The organism is Enterobacter sp. UPMP2052 (genome assembly GCF_053709675.1).
In genome coordinates this window covers 246,515-271,024 of the sequence record NZ_JBSKJR010000004.1, presented here as the reverse complement: position 1 = coordinate 271,024, position 24,510 = coordinate 246,515, and the positions used below count along the sequence as shown (strand labels likewise).

General features: G+C 52.9%; 22 protein-coding genes and 2 pseudogenes. 10 read left to right on the top strand and 14 right to left on the bottom strand.

Annotation, left to right across the window (positions count from 1 at the left end; all coding sequences use genetic code 11):
* Window positions 1-21: 21 nt before the first annotated feature.
* The 4 genes from ACWKX3_RS14920 to ACWKX3_RS14905 form a co-directional block, all read right to left on the bottom strand.
* Entirely contained in the window at window positions 22-588 is a 567-nt protein-coding gene (locus tag ACWKX3_RS14920; protein ID WP_006177578.1) for an NADPH-dependent FMN reductase, read from the bottom strand.
* Between the two features lie 36 nt (window positions 589-624).
* Entirely contained in the window at window positions 625-1,371 is a 747-nt protein-coding gene (locus ACWKX3_RS14915) for a 4'-phosphopantetheinyl transferase family protein (RefSeq protein WP_102891917.1), read from the bottom strand.
* Between the two features lie 141 nt (window positions 1,372-1,512).
* Entirely contained in the window at window positions 1,513-2,475 is a 963-nt protein-coding gene (gene yidZ / locus ACWKX3_RS14910; RefSeq protein WP_006177580.1) for an HTH-type transcriptional regulator YidZ, read from the bottom strand.
* Window positions 2,444-3,619: an MFS transporter gene (locus ACWKX3_RS14905; RefSeq protein WP_006177581.1), complete on the bottom strand. Its 1,176-nt coding sequence runs from the start codon at window positions 3,617-3,619 to the stop codon at window positions 2,444-2,446. The genes yidZ and ACWKX3_RS14905 overlap by 32 nt, the downstream gene beginning before the upstream one ends.
* 329 nt (window positions 3,620-3,948) lie before the next feature.
* On the opposite strand from ACWKX3_RS14905, the gene ACWKX3_RS14900 reads away from it, so the two are divergent.
* Window positions 3,949-4,200: a hypothetical protein gene (locus ACWKX3_RS14900; RefSeq protein WP_454542029.1), complete on the top strand. Its 252-nt coding sequence runs from the start codon at window positions 3,949-3,951 to the stop codon at window positions 4,198-4,200.
* A gap of 1,028 nt (window positions 4,201-5,228) precedes the next feature.
* On the opposite strand, the gene ACWKX3_RS14895 is transcribed toward ACWKX3_RS14900, so the two are convergent.
* The 10 genes and pseudogenes from ACWKX3_RS14895 to ACWKX3_RS14850 form a co-directional block, all read right to left on the bottom strand.
* Window positions 5,229-6,257, bottom strand: coding sequence for an RES family NAD+ phosphorylase (locus tag ACWKX3_RS14895; protein ID WP_454542028.1), 1,029 nt, complete (start codon window positions 6,255-6,257; stop codon window positions 5,229-5,231).
* Window positions 6,258-6,259: 2 nt separating this feature from the next.
* The gene (locus ACWKX3_RS14890) at window positions 6,260-7,192 is read right to left on the bottom strand and encodes a sce7725 family protein (RefSeq protein ID WP_454542027.1); all 933 of its coding nucleotides are present in this window, start codon (window positions 7,190-7,192) and stop codon (window positions 6,260-6,262) included.
* Between the two features lie 6 nt (window positions 7,193-7,198).
* On the bottom strand, window positions 7,199-8,086 hold the full coding sequence (locus tag ACWKX3_RS14885) for a sce7726 family protein (protein WP_454542026.1): 888 nt from the start codon (window positions 8,084-8,086) through the stop codon (window positions 7,199-7,201).
* Window positions 8,087-8,348: 262 nt separating this feature from the next.
* Window positions 8,349-9,342 (bottom strand): annotated as a pseudogene (locus ACWKX3_RS14880) (tyrosine-type recombinase/integrase); the annotation flags it as partial.
* Window positions 9,343-9,459: 117 nt separating this feature from the next.
* Window positions 9,460-10,824 (bottom strand): tRNA uridine-5-carboxymethylaminomethyl(34) synthesis GTPase MnmE, encoded by a 1,365-nt coding sequence (gene mnmE, locus ACWKX3_RS14875; protein ID WP_006177584.1) that lies wholly within the window; start codon window positions 10,822-10,824, stop codon window positions 9,460-9,462.
* Window positions 10,825-10,930: 106 nt separating this feature from the next.
* Window positions 10,931-12,574, bottom strand: coding sequence for a membrane protein insertase YidC (gene yidC, locus ACWKX3_RS14870; RefSeq protein WP_006177585.1), 1,644 nt, complete (start codon window positions 12,572-12,574; stop codon window positions 10,931-10,933).
* Window positions 12,575-12,576: 2 nt separating this feature from the next.
* The gene (gene yidD, locus ACWKX3_RS14865; RefSeq protein WP_001307474.1) at window positions 12,577-12,834 is read right to left on the bottom strand and encodes a membrane protein insertion efficiency factor YidD; all 258 of its coding nucleotides are present in this window, start codon (window positions 12,832-12,834) and stop codon (window positions 12,577-12,579) included.
* On the bottom strand, window positions 12,798-13,157 hold the full coding sequence (gene rnpA, locus ACWKX3_RS14860; protein WP_003861126.1) for a ribonuclease P protein component: 360 nt from the start codon (window positions 13,155-13,157) through the stop codon (window positions 12,798-12,800). Before rnpA ends, yidD begins: the two co-directional genes overlap by 37 nt.
* A gap of 16 nt (window positions 13,158-13,173) precedes the next feature.
* Entirely contained in the window at window positions 13,174-13,314 is a 141-nt protein-coding gene (rpmH, locus tag ACWKX3_RS14855) for a 50S ribosomal protein L34 (RefSeq protein ID WP_003849659.1), read from the bottom strand.
* Between the two features lie 228 nt (window positions 13,315-13,542).
* Window positions 13,543-13,593: pseudogene (locus tag ACWKX3_RS14850) on the bottom strand (hypothetical protein); the annotation flags it as partial.
* A gap of 320 nt (window positions 13,594-13,913) precedes the next feature.
* Between ACWKX3_RS14850 and dnaA the strand changes: the two are divergent.
* The 9 genes from dnaA (at window position 13,914) to dgoD (ending at window position 24,472) form a co-directional block, all read left to right on the top strand.
* Complete coding sequence (dnaA, locus tag ACWKX3_RS14845) at window positions 13,914-15,311, top strand: chromosomal replication initiator protein DnaA (RefSeq protein ID WP_042321253.1); 1,398 nt, start codon at window positions 13,914-13,916, stop codon at window positions 15,309-15,311.
* A 4-nt stretch (window positions 15,312-15,315) separates the two neighbouring features.
* Window positions 15,316-16,416, top strand: a complete 1,101-nt coding sequence (gene dnaN / locus ACWKX3_RS14840) for a DNA polymerase III subunit beta (protein ID WP_006177590.1) — start codon at window positions 15,316-15,318, stop codon at window positions 16,414-16,416.
* Entirely contained in the window at window positions 16,416-17,489 is a 1,074-nt protein-coding gene (gene recF, locus ACWKX3_RS14835) for a DNA replication/repair protein RecF (RefSeq protein WP_454542025.1), read from the top strand. The genes dnaN and recF overlap by 1 nt, the downstream gene beginning before the upstream one ends.
* Window positions 17,490-17,517: 28 nt before the next feature.
* Window positions 17,518-19,929: a DNA topoisomerase (ATP-hydrolyzing) subunit B gene (gene gyrB / locus ACWKX3_RS14830; RefSeq protein ID WP_006177592.1), complete on the top strand. Its 2,412-nt coding sequence runs from the start codon at window positions 17,518-17,520 to the stop codon at window positions 19,927-19,929.
* A 194-nt stretch (window positions 19,930-20,123) separates the two neighbouring features.
* Window positions 20,124-20,936: a sugar-phosphatase gene (yidA, locus tag ACWKX3_RS14825; protein WP_006177593.1), complete on the top strand. Its 813-nt coding sequence runs from the start codon at window positions 20,124-20,126 to the stop codon at window positions 20,934-20,936.
* A gap of 225 nt (window positions 20,937-21,161) precedes the next feature.
* The gene (dgoR, locus tag ACWKX3_RS14820; protein ID WP_006177594.1) at window positions 21,162-21,851 is read left to right on the top strand and encodes a D-galactonate utilization transcriptional regulator DgoR; all 690 of its coding nucleotides are present in this window, start codon (window positions 21,162-21,164) and stop codon (window positions 21,849-21,851) included.
* Window positions 21,848-22,726 (top strand): 2-dehydro-3-deoxygalactonokinase, encoded by an 879-nt coding sequence (locus ACWKX3_RS14815; RefSeq protein WP_454542024.1) that lies wholly within the window; start codon window positions 21,848-21,850, stop codon window positions 22,724-22,726. Before dgoR ends, ACWKX3_RS14815 begins: the two co-directional genes overlap by 4 nt.
* Window positions 22,710-23,327, top strand: a complete 618-nt coding sequence (locus tag ACWKX3_RS14810) for a 2-dehydro-3-deoxy-6-phosphogalactonate aldolase (RefSeq protein WP_454542023.1) — start codon at window positions 22,710-22,712, stop codon at window positions 23,325-23,327. The genes ACWKX3_RS14815 and ACWKX3_RS14810 overlap by 17 nt, the downstream gene beginning before the upstream one ends.
* A complete protein-coding gene (gene dgoD, locus ACWKX3_RS14805; RefSeq protein ID WP_006177597.1) occupies window positions 23,324-24,472 on the top strand; it encodes a galactonate dehydratase in 1,149 nt (382 codons plus the stop codon). Before ACWKX3_RS14810 ends, dgoD begins: the two co-directional genes overlap by 4 nt.
* Window positions 24,473-24,510 lie beyond the last annotated feature (38 nt).

Genomic DNA, 24,510 nt, shown 5'->3' with positions numbered 1-24,510 from the left:
AAGCGCCACCGGGCTTTTTTATCAGGCTTTCACCCGCTTAATATAATCCCCAAACGCGGTCAGCTGACCAGACAGATGGTCACGCGTGCTCTGATCCACCACTTCACCCGTCTGCGGGTCGACCTTGTTCTGAATCACGCCGCCCATAAATTCCGGCTTGTTCATCACCATTGCATCCAGGAACACCAGGATCTGACGCAGATGATACTGGCAGCGCGCGCCGCCAATGGCGCCCATTGAGCTGGTCTGAATCAGCACCGGTTTACCCGCGAGCGGTTGCTCCGGTAAACGAGAGAGCCAGTCGATGGCGTTCTTCAGGCCACCGGGAACCGAGTAGTTGTATTCAGGCGTAACGATGACGACGCCGTCGGCCTGGCGGATCTGCTCTGCCAGCGCCTCAACGCTCTGCGGGAAACCCTCTTCCTGCTGCACGTCGGCGTCGTAGAGCGGGATGTCGCCAATAGAAGGCAGTGCGGTGATGTCCATCCCCGCCGGTGCCAGCTGCGGCAGCGTGCGGGCAACCATGCCGTTAAATGAACCTTTGCGCAGGCTTCCCAGTAACGTAACAACTTTCAACGTATCAGACATGATTACTCCTGTTTCATCATGATGACCCTGAATGGATCAGCTAAGGGTAAATGCTTTTTCTGCCGGTAAACTGGTTAATCTCATCAGACGCGCCGCGGGTTCGTTGGCGCGATCGGGCACATCTGGAAGGCAGTGCCACCCGCGTAAACTATCAAATTCCCAGATTTTTAGCCGTTCAATCGCTGGCGTGACGGCGATGGACCAGATCAGCACGTCTTCTGCGTCGCTGAGCGCTTCGACCCGCGTGGCTTTCGCCGCACGCAGCCGTCCTGAGCCAGGCAGAAGCTGCAGCAGGCTGGCATCATCAGACGCACAGCCACACAGCTTGCGGATGCTCTGACGCAGGGTGATGAGCTGGGATTTGGCCTCAATGGGATCGTTTTGGTTTCGGATCCACAGCTTTTCATTGCTGGAGAGCGGGTAATCCTCATGCGGGTTAATAACGTGAAAACCGCGCGTGGCACGCTGAAGCTCCAGATCCAGCCCACAGTCACCTTCGGTGGTGAGCGCAAGGCCGATAATGTTGCCCGCATAGGCGATGGAGAAACGAGGGAGGTCGGGGTCAGCAAAGACCGGTCGGCCTTCGGGTTGGGTGATCATATCGGGCAGTTCGATGGTGCCGTACAGCATAAACATCAGCTCTGCGAGAAGCGCTCTGGAGGCCAAATATCGCGTCCTGCGATGTTCCGGCAATTTCAGTGCTTCACGGTGACACGCTGACGACAGGCGGGCCGAAACAAGCCGTCCTTCTGTCAGTGTCCCACGTGCAAAATGCGTAGCCATTTTTCGCTCCTTGATAATGGTCGTAGTCGGTTAAACGGTTACATCATTATCGCTCAACTTAGCCTTTCTTTTAATCAGTAAATGGCTTTAAGAAAAGCCTTAGGACCGAACTTTACATTTACTTAGGCAAAATCGGGACGTTTAGCGCAGAGGAGCGCCATAAAGCGCTTTAATGGTTTCGCGCAGCCAGAGGATTTTGGGATTGTGGCTGTTGCGTTTATGCCAGATGAGAGTGAAGGGCACGGTGAGCTTTTCCGCCTGTGCGTCATCAACGGGAATGGGGAGCTTCACCAGCTTGCGCTGGTGGTACTGATTATAGTGATGGCAATAATGCGGTGCGGTGGCGATGTAGTTATGGCCGGGCTGTGCCGCCATAAACATCGACTGTTCGAACCCGGGCAAGCACATGGCGATATTGCGCTCGCGGCCTATTTCGCGCAGCACTTCGTCCAGCGCCCAGGTATCGCTGCGCTCCCAAAAAATGCTGATATGCGGGTAGCGCAGGAACGTCTCCAGGTTCCACTCCTCCTCCAGCGCGGGATGATCGTCCCGCAGATAGACGCACGGACGATCGCTGAACAGAATTTCGTAATCGATAAACCACGGCATCAGCTTCAGCAGTTCGCGTGAGCGCGGGTGCGTTTCCCGTCCGGTAAAGCCCAGATCCACTTCCCCGCGCGTAATGGCGTCCAGCGAGTCGTAATCCCAGTGACGCATCTTCACTGTGGCCTGGGGATAGCGCTGATTGACCTGCGCCAGCAGCTCGTTAAGCCGGATCAGCATTAGCGGCGTTTCCGCCGCCAGCTCAAACGTCAGGCCGCCGGGCGTGTCGTGATGAAACTTATCGAGGATCTGGTTGCCTATCTGCATCCAGTCGGCCAGGTCCTGCTCGAGGCTCACGGTCAGCGGCGTGGGCAGCAGCCCCAGCGGGGTTTTGACGAACAGCGGATCGTCGAACCAGTCGCGCAGCTTCGCCAGCGATTTACTCACCGCCGACGGCGTCACGTTCATCCGTTTTGCGGCCTTGGTGACGCTGCGCTCCTGTAACAAAAGCTGCAGGCACAACAACAGGTTAAGATCGAGACTGCTGAGGGGCTTCTTCATAATGCGCTGCGGGCCGGGTCGCTAAAAGTAAAATAATGCACAGTATGCTACAGCCAATCAGTACCCCGATCAGCATATTCAGCGCGTTCAGCCCCATGATGGCCGCCAGCCAAATCCACAGCGACGACCCGCAGACCTGCGCAATGCCCAGCACCGAGCTTGCCACCCCGGCCCGCAGCGAGAACGGACCGAGCGCCTGGCTCATCGCCACGCCAAATCCGGTGGAGAAGCCGGCACAGATAAGCGTAATGCCCACCAGCATCATCGCGGGTAAGCTGGTGGTCGCCAGGATCACACCCGCCACGAGGAATACGACCTGCGAGGTCAGCATCAGCGTGCGCTGGCGGAAGATATTAAGGGCGAAAGGCATCGAGAAAGAGACGGTCATGCTGACCACCGCGTTCAGCGCCATCACAACCGAATATTCACCGCGCTCGAAGCCCATGATCTCCATCAGCAATACCGGGGAAACGTTTACATAGGTGAGGATCACCGCCACGCTTAACGTCGTTATCGCCAGGCGACTGAGGAAAAAGCGGTTCAGCAGTTTCTCTGACGGGTGAATCGTCGCGGTATGCCCTGTCTTCTGCGCGCCGGGATGCGTCTCTTTCAGCACGGCGATCGACAGGATAAAGACCAGCGCCCCCATGGTCGCCATCGTCCAGAAAAGGCTCTGCCACGGAAATTTCAGCATGATCAGGTAGCCCACCACTGGTGCCAGCACCGGGATGATGCAGGTGATCCCGTTCATCATGGAAAGTACCCTGGCGCGGCGCTGGGCGCTTAAGGTGTCGCGCAAAATCGCAAAGGCCACCACGTAGCAGCCGCCTGCGCCAATGCCCTGAATAAAGCGACCCGTAAGGAACAGCGTGCTGTCCTGAGCCAGTGAACACAGCACAGAAGCCAGCGCAAAAATCACCGCGCCTGTAATGGCGACGGGCTGACGACCCGCTTTATCAGCGACGCGCCCGGCAAACACCATTGACGACGCCATCCCCGCCAGGTAGGCCGAAAACGCAATATGCAACTGCGCTTCGCTGGCATTCAAATCGCGAGCGATGTGCGGCAGCCCCACCAGATACATATCAATACCTGACGGATAAAGCAGAACCAGCGCGAAGCTACAAAACAGAAAACGTGCCATAACTCCCCCCTAAACACAGGCAAGCAGAATAGGGGCTGAAAGAGATTTAGGCGAGTTGCCATTTGGACAATGGTGATTTCCTGAGAGGAAATACGTAGTGCTTGATACAGAACTTTAAGTAAAACGTTCTGTTTGGTACAGGAACGACTGATTGATTTTTACTCATGCAAGAGACAATATCCACAGGATAATAAGGGATGAAAATAGCTGTTTAATCTTTAAACGATTCGGAAGGATAAAACTGAATTTAGACCAGATAGCATTCAAATATCCAATCATTAGATAACCGATTGAAAATGGTGATAAAATTACCCCTTGGAAGCCCCGTTATGTTAAATGATGTAGAGTTAAATATACTTCAACTTATAGCTTCCAACGAAGACGTTAATTGGACCTGGTACAATCTCGATCGTGCTATGACCATCAAGAAAATCGAAGGTACAGGTCATGTTGCAAGGCTTGTGGATAATCTCTTTAAAGCTGGATTAGTAGATATTATCCCCCAGTCTCCTGCTGGTATGGACTGTTATCGTGTATCAGAAACGGGGCGCGAATACCTGAAACAACTGGGTATAAAATAGACGATATTTACTGGACAATTAATAATCCGATAACACTGTCTGAAAGAGAGGTTGTCGTTTAAGTTGAAGAGAATTTGCCAGAAAAAGGGCTTACGAAGGGGGCGATTTTTAGCGACTCAGCTAAACAATTATCCTCCCCGATTAAACATAAGTTTTTTTTTATCAAATTCTTGTCACAACCAGACAGCGTTGATGCTCAGCATTCTGACGTTAAGGCCAGTGCATACCTACCCGACTGGCATTGTTGCCCAGACCGATGCGCCGGGAGACCATCTCGTGCTGTAGCGTACGTGGCGTACATCCTTCTTGCCGCCGTACTATCACTAAATGTTCCCCGGTGCGCCGGAGAATGCGCGGATGAGGTATGACGGGGTACGGTGATGCACGAATGCAGCCGCCTGCTCAGGCAGGTATTTCCCCACAGGTAAAATGACCTGTCCTCCTGTATCGGTTCGGTAGTGCTGGTTTCTCCTTCTGGTAAGTGAATTTCTGACATCTGTTTGAGTGTCAGCCTGTTTGTTGCAGTGAATTTGCAGGCAGTAGCTGGGTTGAAGCTGATCTGTGTGCTGGCGTCACTTTCACTCGCTTACGCTCTTAAAAGTGACGCCGCGTTTTGCACATTCAGCAGGAAGTACGGACGCAAAGCCTTCGGCAATGCCGTCCGACTTCTCTACAGCGTTCTGTCTGTCGCTACGCTTGCAACAGGGTAGCGATAAAGTGTGTGGTCACCTGTATCGAGACACGAGGTCAGTTTCAGACCACGCTTCGTTCCCTGGCTGACCGGGGGGGCTGACTGCCAAAGGCGCTTCTTACAGGTCGCAGTTCGTCTTAGTACAGGAAGCTATTAGGGGTACTGCTATTAGTTGGGGATAGGGTAGAGCGTGGGAAGGGAGAAAGCTGGGGGAAATTGTTTGTAGGATTTGAAAATTCTAAATTGCAATAAAGTTAATCTTTACAATGGCAGGAAAAATTGTAATGCCAATAATAAATTTAAATTAATATTACTGGCATCAGCTTTTGAAAATCCATTATAACTGCTTTTCTTGTACTTCAACACTTACGCGAGAAACGTCATATTGTGATGTTGAAATAGGCGTTGCTAATGTTGGATCGAATAAAGCTAAGTTTATTCCTTCACTTACAGAACTCCTGTAAATTACACCATGAAAACCGATTTTCTTAATGAACTCGCATAAATATTGACTGGGGATATAATCAATGGCAGCACTTCGAGGTAACACAGGACGAGTTAATTCCTCTCCTAATTTTTCTAGAAAAGGTATGTCTGCCCGCATTTTTCCTATTTCTTGTGCATCAGATAGAACAAAAGGAGAAACATGTTTTCTCGGCTCTCTTAAATCAACAATAATTAGTTCTTCTGGTATTTCAAACTCAGCTACTGTTGCTATTTCACCTGTATGTGGTCTAATCTCAGAGATCGCTGTATCTGGCATTGACCCTAAATATAGATATGGAATGCCTGTTGGGTTCGCTCGTCCATGACTAGCATACCGACTTGGAGGTGCTCCCATATCTTCAATTTTATATGGAGTATCAGTTTGATTTATCCTTGCTCTAAACCATATTCGCGGGATATTAAATGCTTTTAAATGGTTGAGTAATTCCTGTAATCTTTGAGTGTCAATTTTTTCATCAAGGAAGTATCTGTTTTTGTGAAGAATTTCATCTCGTAATGTATCCCATTGCGCAAGGCCTGTGCTTTTATAATTTTCGGAGGGAGAGAAGTTCTTTCGTACTATATCTCCGTCATCGAGAATTTCTCCCAATAACTCTTTAGCATGAGCATTGTCCATTTTTGGATGGGAAAATAAGCACCAATCTTCTTTTAGCCATTCAACAAGATTTTTCCCTTCATGATTTATTTCATAAATATTTATCAGCAGTTCAAAATAATCCAACAAGAGTTTAGGATCAATAATATCAACATCTTGACTATTACAAAAAGAACAGTTTCCTTTTTGTGGCATCAATGTAGGGATTATATTATTTCGCAATCCGATATCATTGAAACATTCAGCACAACACATTCTAATCATTTCTAGCCCCTAAAATAATTAGCTAATGTTTCAACATGGTGCCTCATTGAGAGTTTTTTGACGGTACCCAATCCAGGGAAATGGCCTTTTGTATGCAACGCTCGAAATTCTAAAATAGCTGAGGTCTCCAATACAGGAGAATTATTCTCATTTATTGTTGTAATGAGTTTTTCAAGTGCCTGACCGAATTTCCCCGCAGGGTCTGTTGGTGTATCTCTTGTTGTTGAAACAAAGTGATAAATATACATAACATTTTCTTTTTTAGATTCTAAGAACGTGAGATGTATTGCTACCGCATATGCCGGACCACCACCTTCAGTATAGTCATCCCCAACGATTAAAAAATCGCCAAATCCATCCATTCCTTCTTCCCCGAAGGTTATATGAAGATCTGAAAACTCTTCAATAGGAGGATAATCAGCATTTTTTCTCTTTTTAAAACCATCGCGAATTAAAATTCTTTCGCAGCCGTTAAAATGTTTCCTATAGAGTTTACCGCAGTAAAGTTCTAAGAAGATATGTTTGGATACTCGACCATTTGTTTTTTCTGATAAAGAGCGGGGCTCAGAAAATCCAGAGTGGATGAAACAAGGTTGATGTTCGGCATGTTCATCAAGCAACACTATTATATCTTCTTCATCCATCCCTTCATTTAATAATATCCCTGCAAAAATGTTTTCATGTCCATGAAAACTATCTTTCAATAATTGCGAGATATTATGCCCATTTGTTGAATGGTCACCATATGAAGGATTTACTATTACAATAGCTTTACCTTTAGCTTCACAGATAGCTTTTAGTGTTTTTTCTAATCCATTCAGGGTTTCTTTAACTGGTTCAATAATTGGAATGAAACCTGCCTGAGCCATCGTCTCTGCTGTCTCACGAATCGCTATTAACTCAAACTGCTTACCTCTAAAATATGGATAGTACATAAGTTTTTAAACCCATTTAAATGCTTCATTAAGAGGTTTATTCAACGTCTCAACTAAGCGATCTCGATCCTTACTACGTAACTGAACCATTAAGGCTATACTTTGCAATGCACTTGGTAAGTTTGCAATTAAAGTACTTAATGGAGCAAGATTACGCGTCCTTTTTAAAGTTTTTATCATGCAGTTCTGTACATCAATTGGATTTAGTTTGGTAAAAATACCTCTTATTGCATTACGCATCAATGTGTTGGGTAGATCGGGAATGTCAATATTTAACTCATTTAGGATATCAATAGCTTCGCTAAGTCTTAGTGAATCAAAAATAGTTACAGTGCAAATATAATCAGTATTCTCTTTTGCTTCTCGTACAATACTAATTCTATTCCATCGAACCAAACTCATCACCCCTACGTCTTCTGATGTTTTTTCCAAGATATCTTGGATATGTGCAGTTCCTGCAATGACGTAGATCTTACTGAATGCTTTTCTATAATTCTCAATTTGGCTCTCAAGTCTGGCAAGCGAATCTCTATCTGATTTTATTTCGTATACAGTTCCACAACCGTTAAGAATAACCATATCTGCTTTGCTTGAGCCAATTCTAAATTCAGTAAGCATACTGGCGGTACGCAAAGAATGACGGCCTAATAATACATTTCGAATTAACGCAGAACGATAGACATACTCGTTTCTCAAACCTGAGCGTCTGAGCAAAGAAAATGCTGTATCAAAGGCATCACCAATAGTTACATTATCTGCGTCATCAAATTCGAAAACAGATGCCTCAGACAGTAACCTTGAAAAAAGAGGTGACTGACCTTTTTTTGCTATCTCGGAAATCACTGACGAAGAAAACATCCTTGATAGCGCTGAGAGTTGCGTAGGATTTAGCACATCTATCCTCACAATGTTTATACTTAATGGTAACTATCTCTCATATTATTAGTTACTTTCAGTGAGTTATATAACAATTATGATGATAACTTATTAGCTAACTTTTGTCACATTATTATTCCTTTTTATTTGTAACTAACTTATTGTAATTAATTGAATTATATAGTTTATTCCAGTTTTTGTGGCTTTATGCAGCTTGTTGAAGTATCAAATGTAGGGTACTTAACTATTTAAATCAATTTGTAATAATGCCCCATTTTTCTTATTTGACCTCATAAGCCTTCCCAAACTTCCCGATAACCACCTTCCACTCCTCCTCAATCTGCGCATCAACAAAGTCCGCCCAGGATTGAAGCATCTTCCTGCGCTGATTCAGGTACTGTGCACGGTTGTAAACGCCGCGAACGCCGCCGATCTTGTGCGTCAGGCATTTCTCTACCCAATCGGAGTTGTAGCCCTGCTCATGTAGCAATGTGCTGGCAGTACACCAAAAGTCATGAATAACAAAATCCCTGACGTTGAGATCCAGCGTACGCACCGCGCAGTTCAGCGTTGTTTTGGAGATCGGGCGTCGGTAGTCGTTTCGGCTGGTGAAGACGTATGGAGAATCTCCGACCAGGAATTTTAGCTCTGCGAACATCGCCAGCGCCTGTTTTGACAGCGGAACAATATGCGGGGTATCCATCTTCATTCTTTCGCCGGGGATACGCCTTTCCAGCGCGTTGAAGTTAACCTCATTCCATGTCGCTTCAATCAACTCCGATTTACGCACCATGCAGATGATCAGCAGGTGCAGAGCCAGCTTGTGGCGTCGGTTCATGTTAGAGGTGTAGATCCCCCCGTAACAGGATGCCGATCTCTTCTGCGGTTAGCGCCACGTCACGGCTCGTTGCATATGCGATAGAACGGGCCCCGAGAGCGGCTGCCGGGTTGTTGAAGATCATTCCCCTGGAAACCGCATAGGCCAGCATGCGTTTAAGCACGTTTCGCGTCAGCAGCGCGACGTGATCGGAACCTCGTTGCTTGATACGATCGAGCACGACCTGAATATGGGCGGTTGTGAGTTCTTCCAGTTCCAACTTCCCGATGATGGGAATGATGTTCTTCTCGATAACGTGAGTGATGTTGCGTGGGTTGCGGTTACTTTTTTCAACAATATCGGTTAGCCAGTGTTTGCCGAACGCTTTTACCGTTGTCGGGTCATTTTGTTTGAGTTTTTCTTGCGATTTTTTCCAAGCGGGATTGATAGCATGGGCACAATCAAGAACACAAAAATCGCGGATGTACCCGCACTAATTTAGAAAGTAAAAACCCGCATTGACATGCAGTTAATGCGGGTTAGTGAACGTTCACGGACGAGAATGGACTAAAACTTACTTACCAATACAGAAGCTCGAGAAAATCCTTCCCAGCAGATCGTCCGACGTGAACTCCCCGGTGATCTCGCTCAGGTTCTGCTGCGCCAGACGCAGCTCCTCCGCCAGCAGTTCTCCTGCCCACGCGCCGATCAGCTGCGCTTTACCCTGAACAAGGTGATTGGCCGCCTCTTCCAGCGCCTGCAGGTGACGACGACGTGCCAGGAAGCCGCCTTCCATGCTGGTATCAAAGCCCATGCTCTGCTTGAGATGGTTGCGCAGGTCGTCCACGCCTTCGCCGGTACGCGCCGACAGGCGAATAAGTGAGTGGCCATTTACATCGCTGATGCCCAGCGTTTCGCCGGTAACATCCGCTTTGTTACGCACTACGGTGATCGGCAGTTTGGCAGGCAGGCGGGCGATAAAGTCCGGCCAGATATCCGCCGGGTCAACGGCGTCGGTGGTGGTGCCATCCACCATAAACAGCACGCGGTCGGCCTGCTCGATCTCCTGCCAGGCGCGTTCGATACCAATTCGTTCGACCTCATCGCTGGCGTCGCGCAGACCGGCCGTATCGATGATGTGCAGCGGCATTCCGTCGATATGGATATGCTCGCGCAGCACGTCGCGCGTGGTGCCGGCGATGTCGGTGACGATCGCCGCTTCACGGCCCGCCAGGGCGTTCAGCAGGCTCGATTTGCCGGCGTTGGGGCGTCCAGCGATGACCACCTTCATCCCTTCACGCAGCAGGCTGCCCTGACGCGCTTCGGCGCGTACCGCGTCGAGATCCTTCATCACCTCGTTAAGCTGGGCTTCGATTTTGCCGTCAGAGAGGAAGTCGATCTCCTCATCCGGGAAGTCGATGGCCGCTTCGACGTAGATCCTGAGGTGCGTCAGGGCTTCCACAAGGTGGTTCACGCGCGCGGAAAACGCCCCCTGAAGGGAGTTCAGCGCAGAGCGGGCCGCCTGTTCAGAGCTGGCGTCAATCAGGTCGGCAATCGCCTCGGCCTGGGCCAGATCAAGCTTGTCGTTCAGAAAGGCGCGCTCGGAGAACTCGCCCGGCTTCGCAATGCGCAGGCCCGGCAAGGTCAGAATACGTTTTAACAGCAGGTCGAGGATCACCGGGCCGCCGTGGCCCTGTAGCTCAAGCACATCTTCCCCGGTAAAGGAGTTCGGGCCGGGGAACCACAGTGCAATGCCCTGATCCAGCGGCGTGCCGTCACTGTCTTTAAACGGCAGATAATCAGCGTAGCGCGGCTTTGGCAGCTTACCCAGCACCGCTTCGGCTACCTCACGCGCCTTCAGGCCGGAGATACGCAGAATGCCAACACCACCGCGTCCCGGTGGGGTTGCCTGGGCGACGATAGTGTCGTTATGGCTCATGGTTGGTCTCTATTTTGTTGCAATAAAAAAGGCGGTCATGTGACCGCCTTTTGTTTTCGTTCCGTTTGCCGGATGGCGGCTTCGCCTTATCCGGCCTTCAACCGAATCAGGACTTTTTCTTTTCGCGGCTATGCAGGCCACGTTTTTCCAGACCACGGTAAATCAGCTGCTGCTGGATGATGGTCACCAGGTTGCTGACGATATAGTACAGCACCAGACCTGACGGGAACCACAGGAAGAACACGGTGAAGATGACCGGCATAAAGGTCATGATCTTCTGCTGCATCGGATCGGTCACGGTGGTCGGCGACATCTTCTGGATGAAGAACATCGTTACGCCCATCAGGATCGGCAGGATGTAGTACGGGTCCTGTGCAGACAGGTCATGGATCCACAGAGCGAACGGCGCGTGGCGCAGTTCAACGGAACCCATCAGCATGTAGTACAGCGCAAGGAAGATTGGCATCTGAATCAGCAGCGGGAAGCAGCCGCCCAGCGGGTTCACTTTCTCTGCTTTGTACAGGGCCATCATCTCCTGGCTCTGACGCTGTTTGTCATCGCCCAGACGCTCACGCATCGCCGCAATCTTCGGCTGCAGCATACGCATCTTCGCCATGGAGGTGTACTGCGCTTTAGTCAGCGGGTACATGATGCCACGAACGATGAAGGTGATAACGATGATCGAGAAGCCCCAGTTGCCCAGGAAGCTGTGGATAAACTTCAGCAGCTTAAACAGCGGCTGAGAGATGAACCACAACCAACCGTAATCGACGGTCAGATCCAGGTGCGGTGCCACGGCAGCCATTTTGTCCTGGATTTCCGGGCCGACCCACAGGGTGCTTGCCAGCTTACCGGTTTGACCCGGCTGAACCAGAACCGGCTGAGATTTGTAGCCGATGGCTGCAATACCGTTGCCGAGGTTCGCGGTGTAGAAGTTGTTGGTGCCGTCGTTATTCGGTACCCACGCCGTCGCGAAATACTGCTGCAGCATCGCTACCCAGCCGCCTTTAGAACTGACGTTCAGGTTTTCGTTATCGGCAATGGTGTCGAATTTGTATTTCTCATACTTGGTATCTGGCGTGGAGTACGCCGCGCCACGGAAGGTATGCAACGCAAAGTTGCTGCTTCCGGTGTCACGGTGAGACGGCAGATTGATGGACTGCTTCAGCTGACCAAAGGTCGACAGTTCCAGCGGTTTTTCACCGGCGTTCTGTACGCTGTAGCCCACGTTCACCGCATATTCACCGCGTTTCAGGGTGAAGGTTTTGGTGAAGGTGTTGCCTGCCGCGTCAGTATAGGTCATCGGGATGGCGATTTCGTTCTGACCATCAGCCAGGACAAAGGTATCACTGTCGACGTTATACAGCGGACGCGCACCGTTAGCCGGGTTATCCGGGCCATCACGACCGGTCAGGCCGCTTTGAGCCTGGTAGATAAACTCAGGCGTGGTTTCCAGTAACTGGAACGGTTCAGTAGACTTCAGCTCTTTCGGGTAGGTCAACAGCAGCGCCTGCTCAACATCACCACCACGGGTGTTGATAGTCAGCTCAAGCACATCGGTCTTAACCGTAATCTGTTTCCCCTGGCCACTGGCCGGTACGCCCTGGTCGGCGGCGCTACCCGCTGCGGTGGTCGTGGTCTGCGTGGTCTGCTGCTGAGGTTGAGGATTTTTATCCTGCTCCCAAGCCTGCCAGATCATGAAAGACACGAACAACAAAGCGATGATAAGAAGATTGCGTTGCGAATCCATCGTTAGTGTTCTCTGGTATCAAATGGTCCTGGGGGGACGGGGTCGTCTCCACCGGGGTGTAAAGGGTGGCATTTTAATACGCGTTTCACCGTCAACCAACTGCCTTTTATCACTCCAAACCTGCGCAAGGCCTCAATTCCGTAGCTTGAGCACGTCGGTGTGAAACGGCAGTGCGGCCCGAGTAGCGGACTAATCAGGCGCTGATAGACCCTTATAAGGGCTATCAGGACCCGCGAGCCAGGCGACAATGGCGGCGCCATAATTTTTCCAACGCTTCCGAGAGAGCACGGTTATCGAGGTCGGCAACCCCTTTTTTAGCCACCACCACGAAATCCATAGAAGGCAGTTCGTGTTGACGTAAACGGAAGCTTTCACGCGTCAGACGTTTAATCCGGTTGCGTTCATGCGCACGCTTAACGTTTTTCTTGGCGACAGTGAGACCGATGCGGGGATGCCCCAGCGAATTTTGGCGGCCGAGGATGGTGATTTGCGGCGTGCCAGCCCGTTGTGGCTGCTGGAAGACGAAAGTGAAATGAGTGGGAGTTAACAAACGTAACTCCCTGGGAAATGCTAGCTTAACCACTCAGGGGTTAGCTTTATTACTTGGAAACGGTCAGACGAGAACGGCCTTTAGCACGACGACGTGCCAGAACCTGACGACCATTTTTAGTAGCCATACGAGCACGGAAGCCGTGAGAACGGTTGCGCTTCAGTACAGACGGTTGAAAAGTGCGTTTCATGGCGATTTCTACCTAAACTTGAATAAATTCACTGACTTTCGCGTATACCCGAACGAATATCGAACGACTAACGCCTCAGCGTGGGTGATTAAAGAGGCCGGATTGTAATAATTGTACACTCCGGAGTCAATTCTCTTTCCTTATTTCCCGCGTATTTCCGCACGTTTTCGCGTGGAAAATGAGCAGCGGACGACGCAGGAAGATGACCATCACGCGCCGGGTCGAGGATTATACGGGCTCATCAACAAAGCGCAAGGATCGTCCCGGATCTTCGTTAGATCATTTAAGCAGAAAATTATCTGTGCTCATTAAATTTTCCAATATGCGGGCTAAATCGTGGGGTCCCACGCCAGGATCGATTACACTTACCCGGTTTCGGATCATCCTGTGGATAAATCGGGAAGAATCTGTGAGAAACAGAAGATCTCTGGCTCAGTTTACGCTATGATCCGCGGTCCTGATCGGGATCCCAGTGGCCCGATCGGGGAAAATTGCAGACAGCAATTCACACATCACCCTTCTACATCGGGTCTTGTCGATGTGTGTCAACAATCATGAATATTCAATAGTTTTCTTTTATTGTTCGAGTGGAGTCCGCCGTGTCACTTTCGCTTTGGCAGCAATGTCTTGCCCGATTGCAGGATGAGTTACCAGCCACAGAATTCAGTATGTGGATCCGCCCGTTGCAGGCGGAACTGAGCGATAACACGCTGGCTTTGTACGCGCCAAACCGTTTCGTGCTCGATTGGGTAAGAGATAAGTACCTGAACAACATCAACGGCTTGCTGAATGATTTCTGCGGCTCTGATGTCCCACAACTGCGCTTTGAAGTGGGGACAAAACCGGTTACCCAAACCGTTCGCGAAACCGTGAATGTTGCGGCACCTGCTCAGGTGACTCCCGCACCGGCACCGCGCGTTCTCCCTTCGACCCGTTCGGGCTGGGACAATGTTCCCGCACCGGCCGAGCAGACCTACCGCTCTAACGTGAACGTGAAGCATACGTTTGATAACTTCGTTGAAGGTAAATCAAACCAGCTGGCACGCGCTGCGGCACGGCAGGTAGCAGACAACCCTGGCGGCGCCTATAACCCGCTGTTTCTCTACGGCGGCACGGGTCTGGGTAAAACGCACCTTCTGCACGCTGTCGGCAACGGCATCGTGGCGCGCAAGCCCAATGCGAAAGTGGTGTATATGCACTCCGAGCGCTTCGTTCAGGACATGGTAAAAGCCCTGCAAAACAATGCGATCGAAGAGTTTAAACGCTACTACCGTTCCGTTGACGCCCTGCTTATCGATGACATTCAGTTCTTCGCCAATAAAGAACGATCCCAGGAAGAGTTTTTCCACACCTTCAACGCACTGCTGGAAGGTAATCAGCAGATCATTTTGACTTCGGATCGTTATCCCAAAGAGATCAACGGCGTTGAAGATCGTCTGAAATCCCGCTTCGGCTGGGGCCTGACCGTGGCGATCGAACCGCCAGAGCTGGAAACCCGCGTTGCGATCCTGATGAAAAAAGCGGACGAGAACGACATTCGTCTGCCGGGCGAAGTGGCCTTCTTTATTGCCAAGCGCCTGCGCTCCAACGTGCGCGAGCTGGAAGGGGCACTGAACCGCGTCATCGCTAATGCCAACTTTACCGGCCGCGCTATCACCATCGATTTCGTGCGTGAAGCGCTGCGCGATCTGCTGGCCTTGCAGGAAAAACTCGTCACCATCGATAATATTCAGAAGACGGTGGCCGAGTATTACAAAATCAAAGTGGCAGATTTGCTGTCTAAACGTCGTTCCCGATCGGTGGCGCGTCCGCGTCAGATGGCGATGGCGCTGGCAAAAGAGTTAACCAACCACAGTCTGCCGGAGATCGGCGATGCGTTTGGTGGCCGTGACCACACGACCGTGCTGCACGCCTGCCGCAAGATTGAGCAGCTGCGTGAAGAAAGCCACGACATAAAAGAAGATTTTTCCAATTTAATCAGAACTCTATCATCGTGACGCTATGAAATTTACCGTTGAACGTGAACATTTATTAAAACCGCTGCAACAGGTGAGTGGCCCATTAGGTGGTCGCCCAACGCTGCCTATCCTTGGAAACCTGCTGCTTCAGGTCGCGGACGGTACGCTGTCGCTGACCGGCACGGACCTGGAAATGGAAATGATCGCGCGCGTTACGCTGACTCAGCCGCATAACGCGGGCGCGACCACTGTTCCGGCACGTAAATTCTTCGATATCTGCCGCGGCCTGCCGGAAGGCGCTGAAATCGCCGTGCAGCTGGAGGGCGACCGCATGCTGGTGCGCTCTGGCCGCAGTCGTTTCTCGCTCTCCACCCTGCCCGCTGCGGACTTCCCAAACCTGGACGACTGGCAGAGCGAAGTTGAATTCACCCTGCCGCAGGCAACGATGAAGCGTCTGATTGAAGCCACGCAGTTCTCCATGGCCCATCAGGACGTTCGCTACTACTTAAACGGCATGCTGTTCGAAACCGAAGGCGAAGAGCTGCGTACCGTCGCCACCGACGGACACCGTCTGGCGGTCTGCTCCATGCCGATTGGCGATTCACTGCCAAACCATTCGGTGATCGTGCCGCGTAAAGGCGTGATTGAACTGATGCGTATGCTCGACGGCGGCGAAACCCCGCTGCGCGTGCAGATCGGCAGCAACAACATCCGCGCACACGTGGGTGATTTTGTCTTTACCTCGAAGCTGGTTGACGGTCGTTTCCCGGATTATCGCCGCGTATTACCGAAGAACCCGGACAAAACGCTGGAAGCGGGCTGCGATATCCTCAAGCAGGCGTTCGCGCGTGCGGCCATCCTCTCTAACGAGAAGTTCCGCGGCGTGCGTCTGTATGTGAGCGAAAACCAGATCAAAATCACCGCCAACAACCCGGAGCAGGAAGAAGCAGAAGAGATTCTGGACGTCACCTACGCCGGGGCTGAGATGGAAATCGGCTTTAACGTCAGCTACGTGCTGGACGTGCTGAATGCGCTGAAGTGCGAGAACGTTCGCATTCTGCTGACCGACTCCGTGTCGAGCGTACAGATTGAAGATGCGGCCAGCCAAAGCGCGGCTTATGTTGTTATGCCAATGAGACTGTAATGTCGCTCACCCGTCTGTTGATCCGCGACTTTCGCAATATCGAAAGCGCGGATCTCGCTTTATCCCCTGGCTTTAATTTCCTGGTTGGCGCGAACGGCAGCGGCAAAACCAGCGTGCTGGAAGCCATCTATACGCTCGGCCATGGCCGGGCGTTTCGCAGTTTGCAGATTGGTCGCGTCATTCGCCACGAACAGGAATCCTTTGTTCTGCACGGGCGTTTACAGGGCGCGGAGCGGGAAACCGCCATCGGCCTGAGCAAAGATAAGCAGGGCGACAGCAAGGTGCGCATCGACGGTACCGACGGCCACAAGGTCGCCGAGCTGGCGCTGTTAATGCCGATGCAGCTGATCACGCCGGAGGGGTTTACTTTACTCAACGGCGGCCCCAAATACAGAAGAGCCTTCCTCGACTGGGGATGCTTTCACAATGAAGCCGGTTTCTTTAACGCCTGGAGCAACCTGAAGCGTCTGCTTAAGCAGCGCAACGCCGCGTTGCGTCAGGTCACGCGCTATGCCCAGCTGCGTCCGTGGGATTTAGAACTCATTCCTCTTGCGGAACAAATCAGCCGCTGGCGTGCCGAATACAGTGCAGGGATCGCCGAAGACATGGCTGATACCTGCAAACAATTTTTACCCGAGTTTTCTCTTACCTTCTCCTTCCAGCGCGGCTGGGAGAAAGAGACGGATTATGCCGACGTGCTGGAAAGAAGTTTCGAGCGCGATCGCATGCTGACCTACACTGCGCACGGCCCGCACAAAGCGGATTTTCGCATACGTGCAGACGGTGCGCCGGTCGAAGATACCTTGTCGCGCGGGCAGCTTAAGCTGCTGATGTGCGCGCTGCGCCTGGCGCAGGGGGAGTTTCTTACCCGCGAGAGCGGGCGACGCTGCCTGTATCTGATAGATGATTTTGCCTCGGAACTTGACGACGCGCGGCGCGGGCTGCTTGCCAGCCGCTTAAAAGCCACGCAGTCGCAGGTTTTCGTCAGTGCCATTAGCGCTGAACACGTTATAGACATGTCGGACGAAAATTCGAAGATGTTTACCGTGGAAAAGGGTAAAATAACGGATTAACCCAAGTTTAAATGAGCGAGAAACGTTGATGTCGAATTCTTATGACTCCTCCAGTATCAAAGTCCTGAAAGGGCTGGATGCGGTGCGTAAGCGCCCTGGTATGTATATCGGCGATACGGATGACGGCACCGGTCTGCACCACATGGTATTCGAGGTGGTAGATAACGCTATCGACGAAGCGCTCGCGGGTCACTGTAAAGACATCGTGGTGACGATCCATGCGGACAACTCCGTATCCGTCACCGATGATGGTCGTGGCATCCCAACCGGTATTCACCCGGAAGAGGGCGTATCTGCTGCGGAAGTCATCATGACCGTTCTGCACGCAGGCGGTAAATTCGATGATAACTCCTATAAAGTTTCCGGCGGTCTGCATGGCGTTGGCGTCTCCGTTGTAAACGCCCTGTCGCAGAAGTTGGAGCTGGTTATCCAGCGCGAAGGTAAAATTCACCGCCAGGTTTATACCCACGGCGTGCCGCAGGCACCGCTGGCTGTTACCGGTGATACCGACAAAACCGGTACCCTGGTACGCTTCTGGCCAAGCCACGAAACCTTCACCAACGTCACCGAATTTGAATACGATATCCTGGCGAAACGCCTGCGCGAGCTGTCATTCCTGAACTCCGGCGTGTCTATCCGCCTGAAAGACAAACGCGACGGCAAAGAAGACCACTTCCACTACGAAGGCGGCATCAGGGCGTTCGTTGAGTATCTGAACAAGAACAAAACGCCAATTCACCCGAATATCTTCTACTTCTCTACCGAGAAAGACGGCATTGGCGTGGAAGTGGCGCTGCAGTGGAACGACGGTTTCCAGGAAAACATCTACTGCTTCACCAACAACATTCCACAGCGTGACGGCGGTACGCACCTGGCGGGCTTCCGCGCGGCGATGACCCGTACCCTGAACGCTTACATGGACAAAGAAGGCTACAGCAAGAAAGCGAAAGTCAGCGCCACCGGTGACGATGCCCGTGAAGGCCTGATTGCCGTTGTCTCCGTGAAGGTGCCGGATCCGAAGTTCTCCTCGCAGACCAAAGACAAACTGGTCTCTTCTGAGGTGAAATCGGCGGTTGAGCAGCAGATGAACGAACTGCTGAGCGAATACCTGCTGGAAAACCCGTCCGACGCGAAAATCGTGGTCGGCAAAATTATCGATGCGGCACGTGCCCGTGAAGCGGCGCGTAAAGCCCGCGAAATGACGCGCCGTAAGGGTGCGCTGGACTTAGCAGGCCTGCCGGGCAAACTGGCGGACTGTCAGGAACGCGACCCGGCGCTGTCTGAACTGTACCTGGTGGAAGGGGACTCCGCGGGCGGTTCTGCGAAGCAGGGCCGTAACCGTAAGAACCAGGCGATCCTGCCGCTGAAGGGTAAAATCCTCAACGTGGAGAAAGCGCGCTTCGACAAGATGCTCTCTTCTCAGGAAGTGGCGACGCTTATCACCGCGCTCGGCTGCGGCATTGGCCGTGACGAGTACAACCCGGACAAGCTGCGCTATCACAGCATCATCATCATGACCGATGCGGACGTCGACGGCTCGCACATTCGTACGCTGCTGTTGACCTTCTTCTACCGTCAGATGCCGGAAATCGTTGAACGTGGTCACGTCTACATTGCACAGCCACCGCTGTACAAAGTGAAGAAAGGCAAACAGGAACAGTACATTAAAGACGACGAAGCGATGGATCAGTACCAAATCGCGATCGCGCTTGATGGTGCGACCCTGCACGCCAACTCCAGCGCACCAGCGCTGGCAGGCGAGCCGCTGGAGCGTCTGGTCTCCGAGTTCAACGCAGCTCAGAAAATGATTGTCCGCATGGAGCGTCGTTATCCGAAAACGCTGCTGAAAGCGCTGGTGTATCAACCTACGCTGACCGAAGCGGATCTGAGCGACGAACAGACCGTGTCCCGCTGGGTAAACAGCCTGGTGAGCGAGCTGAACGAGAACGAACAGCACGGTAGCATGTGGAAATGCGATGTTCAGCAGAACGCTGATCAGCAGTTCGAGCCGGTTATCCGCGTGCGTACCCACGGTGTCGACACCGATTATCCGCTGGAGCACGAGTTTGTGACCGGGCCGGAATACCGCCGTCTCTGCACCCTCGGCGAAAAGCTGCGCGGTCTGATCGAAGACGATGCGTTCATTGAACGTGGCGAACGTCGTCAGCCGGTTGCCAGCTTCGAGCAGGCGCTGGAATGGCTGGTGAAAGAGTCCCGTCGTGGCCTGGCAATCCAGCGTTATAAAGGTCTGGGCGAGATGAACCCGGAGCAGCTGTGGGAAACCACCATGGATCCGGAAAGCCGTCGCATGCTGCGCGTAACCGTGAAGGACGCGATTGCAGCGGACCAGCTGTTCACGACCCTGATGGGCGATGCGGTTGAACCACGCCGTGCCTTTATCGAAGAGAATGCCCTGAAAGCGGCGAATATTGATATCTAAGTAATCCCCCTCACCCCAGCCCTCTCCCACAGGGAGAGGGTGCACGGTTCCCTCTCCCTGTGGGAGAGGGTTAGGGTGAGGGTAAACCTGTGCAAAAGAGGAATCCCCCCCTCACACCCAATCCCCTTTCTTACCGTGTTTTTTGAGCGGAATCGCGTTAGCATGAGTGCAGACTCATTCAATCTGGGGATCTCATGGCCATCAAACTCATTGCAATTGATATGGACGGCACGCTGCTGCTGCCAGACCACACTATCTCTCCAGCCGTTAAAAACGCGATTGCTGCCGCGCGCGCAAAAGGCGTGAACGTGGTACTGACCACTGGCCGGCCATATGCGGGTGTGCACAGCTACCTGAAAGAACTGCATATGAACCAGCCGGGCGATTACTGCATCACCTATAACGGTGCGCTGGTGCAGAAAGCGGCCGATGGCAGCACGGTGGCGCAAACCGCGCTGAGCTATGATGATTACCGGTTCCTGGAAAAGCTCTCCCGCGAAGTGGGTTCACACTTCCACGCACTCGATCGCAATACGCTGTATACCGCCAACCGCGATATCAGCTACTACACCGTGCATGAATCCTATGTCGCCACCATTCCACTGGTGTTCTGCGAAGCAGAGAACATGGACCCGGCCACGCAGTTCCTGAAGGTCATGATGATTGATGAGCCCGCGATTCTTGATAAAGCCATCGCACGCATCCCGGCGGAGGTCAAAGAGAAATACACCGTGCTGAAAAGCGCGCCGTACTTCCTCGAAATCCTCGATAAACGCGTCAATAAGGGCACTGGCGTGAAATCGCTGGCCGATGCGCTGGGCATCAAGCCTGAAGAGATCATGTCCCTGGGCGATCAGGAAAACGATATCGCGATGATCGAATACGCGGGCATGGGGGTGGCGATGGATAACGCGATCCCATCGGTGAAAGAAGTGGCCAACTTCGTGACCAAATCCAACCTGGAAGACGGCGTTGCCTACGCGATCGAGAAATTTGTCCTGAACTAAGCTTTGTTAAACACATCGGCCCTGGTTATCAACCGGGGCTTTTTTTTGCCTTCAATTTATTGAATTGTTCTTTTTGTGATCTGGATTGTAGTACAACATTTAATGATTGTACTACATTACGGCTACAGGCATGACGAACAGCATCACGTTTGTACTGCAAAAGTGAGGCGAAATTCAGCGGTCGCGGTAAAGTAGGGATGGACACAAAGAGCATAAGGACTCTCCATGACTCTCAATAAAACCGATCGCATTGTTATCACGCTGGGCACCCAGATTGTGGGCGGCAAATATGTTCCAGGTTCACCGCTGCCCGCCGAGGCGGAACTGTGTGAGGAGTTTGAAACCTCGCGCAACATCATCCGGGAAGTGTTCCGTTCGCTGATGGCGAAACGGCTGATTGAAATGAAGCGTTATCGCGGCGCGTTTGTTGCTCCGCGCAATCAGTGGAACTACCTCGATACCGATGTTCTGCAGTGGGTGCTGGAAAACGACTACGACCCGCGGCTTATCGGCGCGATGAGCGAGGTACGAAACCTCGTGGAACCGGCGATAGCCCGCTGGGCGGCGGAACGCGCCACGTCAGGCGACCTGGCGCAGATTGAGTCGGCCCTGAACGACATGATCGCCAACAACCAGAACCGGGACGCCTTCAACGAAGCGGATATTCGCTACCACGAGGCGGTGCTCCAGTCGGTGCATAACCCGGTGCTGCAGCAGCTTAGCGTGGCAATCAGCTCGCTACAGCGTGCGGTATTTGAACGTACCTGGATGGGTGATGAGGCCAACATGCCGAAAACGCTCCAGGAACATAAAGCGCTGTTCGATGCGATACGGCATCAGGACGGCGATGCGGCAGAGCAGGCGGCGCTCACGATGATCGCCAGCTCGACACGAAGGTTAAAGGAAATCACATGACATCTCGCTACATCGCCATTGACTGGGGATCGACCAATCTGCGCGCCTGGCTGTACCAGGGCGAGCAGTGCCTGGAGAGCAGGCAATCAGAAGCAGGCGTTACGCGTCTGAATGGTAAATCCCCCGAGGCGGTGCTGGCAGAGGTGACACAAAACTGGCGCGACGGCGCCACGCCGGTGGTGATGGCAGGCATGGTGGGCAGCAATGTGGGCTGGAAGGTTGCGCCCTATCTGCCGGTGCCTGCCCCGTTCTCATCCATTGGCGAGCAGTTAACGTCCGTTGGCGACAATATCTGGATTATTCCCGGCTTGTGCGTCTCTCGCGACGATAACCACAACGTTATGCGCGGTGAAGAGACGCAGCTGCTCGGCGCACGCACGCTTTCTCCTTCTTCTGTCTACGTCATGCCCGGTACCCACTGCAAGTGGGTGCAGGCCGATACCGACACAATCCACGATTTTCGCACCGTGATGACCGGCGAATTACACCATTTGCTGCTTAAGAATTCGCTGGTAGGTGCGGGATTGCCGGAGCAAGCCCCGTCGCCGGAGGCGTTTGCCGCCGGGCTTGAGCGCGGGATCGCTTCTCCTGCCGTTTTGCCGCAGCTTTTTGAGGTTCGCGCCTCGCACGTGCTGGGACAACTCCCGCGCGAGCAGGTCAGCGAGTTTCTGTCCGGCCTGCTGATTGGCGCCGAAGTCGCCAGCCTGAGTGAACGCTTCGCCGGGCAGCAGGCCATTACTCTCGTCGCAGGCTCATCGCTGACCTCACGGTATCGCCAGGCGTTTCACGCCATGGGTCGGGACGTGGCGGCGGTAGAGGGCGACACGGCATTTCAGGCTGGAATAAGGAGCATCGCTCATGCAGTGGAAAACTAACCTTCCCCTTATCGCGATATTGCGCGGCATCACCCCCGACGAGGCGCTGGCGCACGTAGGCGCGGTGATTGACGCCGGGTTCGACGCGGTGGAAATCCCGCTCAACTCCCCGGATTGGGAAAAAAGCATCCCGGCCGTCGTCGATGCGTTTGGTGATAAGGCGCTGATTGGCGCAGGCACGGTGTTACAGCCGGAGCAGGTCGACAGGCTGGCGAAAATGGGCTGCAAACTTATCGTCACGCCCAACATCAACCCAGAGGTGATCCGCCGCGCGGTGGGCTACGGCATGACCGTCTGCCCGGGATGTGCAACGGCAACCGAAGCCTTTACCGCTCTCGATGCGGGCGCGCAGGCGCTGAAAATTTTCCCGTCATCGGCCTTTGGCCCGGAGTACATCAAAGCGCTGAAAGCGGTCTTACCCGCAAGCGTACCGGTCCTGGCCGTAGGCGGCGTGACGCCAGAAAACCTGGCGCAGTGGATAAAGGCTGGCTGTGCAGGCGCCGGGCTGGGTAGCGATCTTTATCGCGCCGGACAGAGCGTAGAGCGCACCGCACAGCAGGCAGCAGCATTTGTGAAAGCGTATCGAGAGGCAGTGAAATGAAAATAACCAAACTCACCACGTACCGTTTACCGCCGCGTTGGATGTTCCTGAAAATCGAAACCGACGAAGGGGTTGTTGGCTGGGGCGAGCCGGTGATTGAGGGTCGCGCTCGCACCGTGGAAGCTGCCGTGCACGAGCTGGGTGAATACCTGATTGGTCAGGATCCGGCGCGCATTAACGACCTGTGGCAGGTAATGTATCGCGCGGGCTTCTACCGCGGCGGCCCCATTCTGATGAGTGCTATCGCCGGTATCGACCAGGCGCTGTGGGATATCAAAGGAAAAGTGCTGAACGCCCCGGTCTGGCAGCTGATGGGCGGCCTGGTTCGCGACAAAATTAAAGCCTACAGCTGGGTAGGCGGCGACCGTCCTGCGGAAGTGATCGACGGTATCAAGCAACTGCGCAGCATTGGTTTTGACACCTTCAAGCTCAACGGCTGTGAAGAGATGGGGGTGATCGACAATTCACGTGCGGTAGACCGGGCGGTGAACACCGTGGCGCAGATCCGTGAAGCCTTCGGCAATGACATTGAGTTTGGGCTGGACTTCCATGGCCGCGTCAGCGCGCCGATGGCGAAAGTGCTGATCAAAGAGCTGGAGCCGTACCGTCCGCTGTTTATCGAAGAGCCGGTGCTGGCCGAGCAGGCCGAATACTATCCGAAGCTGGCGGAACAGACGCACATTCCGATTGCGGCGGGCGAACGGATGTTCTCACGCTTCGAGTTTAAACGCGTGCTGGAAGCGGGCGGAATCGCGATCCTGCAGCCGGACCTCTCTCATGCGGGTGGTATCACCGAATGCTACAAAATTGCCGGTATGGCAGAAGCCTACGACGTGGCGCTGGCCCCGCACTGCCCGCTCGGGCCTGTCGCGCTGGCGGCCTGTCTGCACGTCGATTTTGTCTCCCGTAACGCCGTGTTCCAGGAACAGAGCATGGGCATTCATTACAACAAGGGTGCGGAACTGCTCGATTTTGTGAAGAACAAAGAAGACTTCTGCATGGAAGGCGGGTTCTTTAAACCGTTAACGAAGCCGGGCCTTGGCGTGGAGATCGACGAAGCCAAAGTCATTGAGCTGAGTAAACATGCGCCGGACTGGCGTAACCCGTTATGGCGGCATGAAGACGGTTCCGTCGCCGAGTGGTAAATCGCCGGATGGCGCTACGCTTATCCGGTCTACTCTCC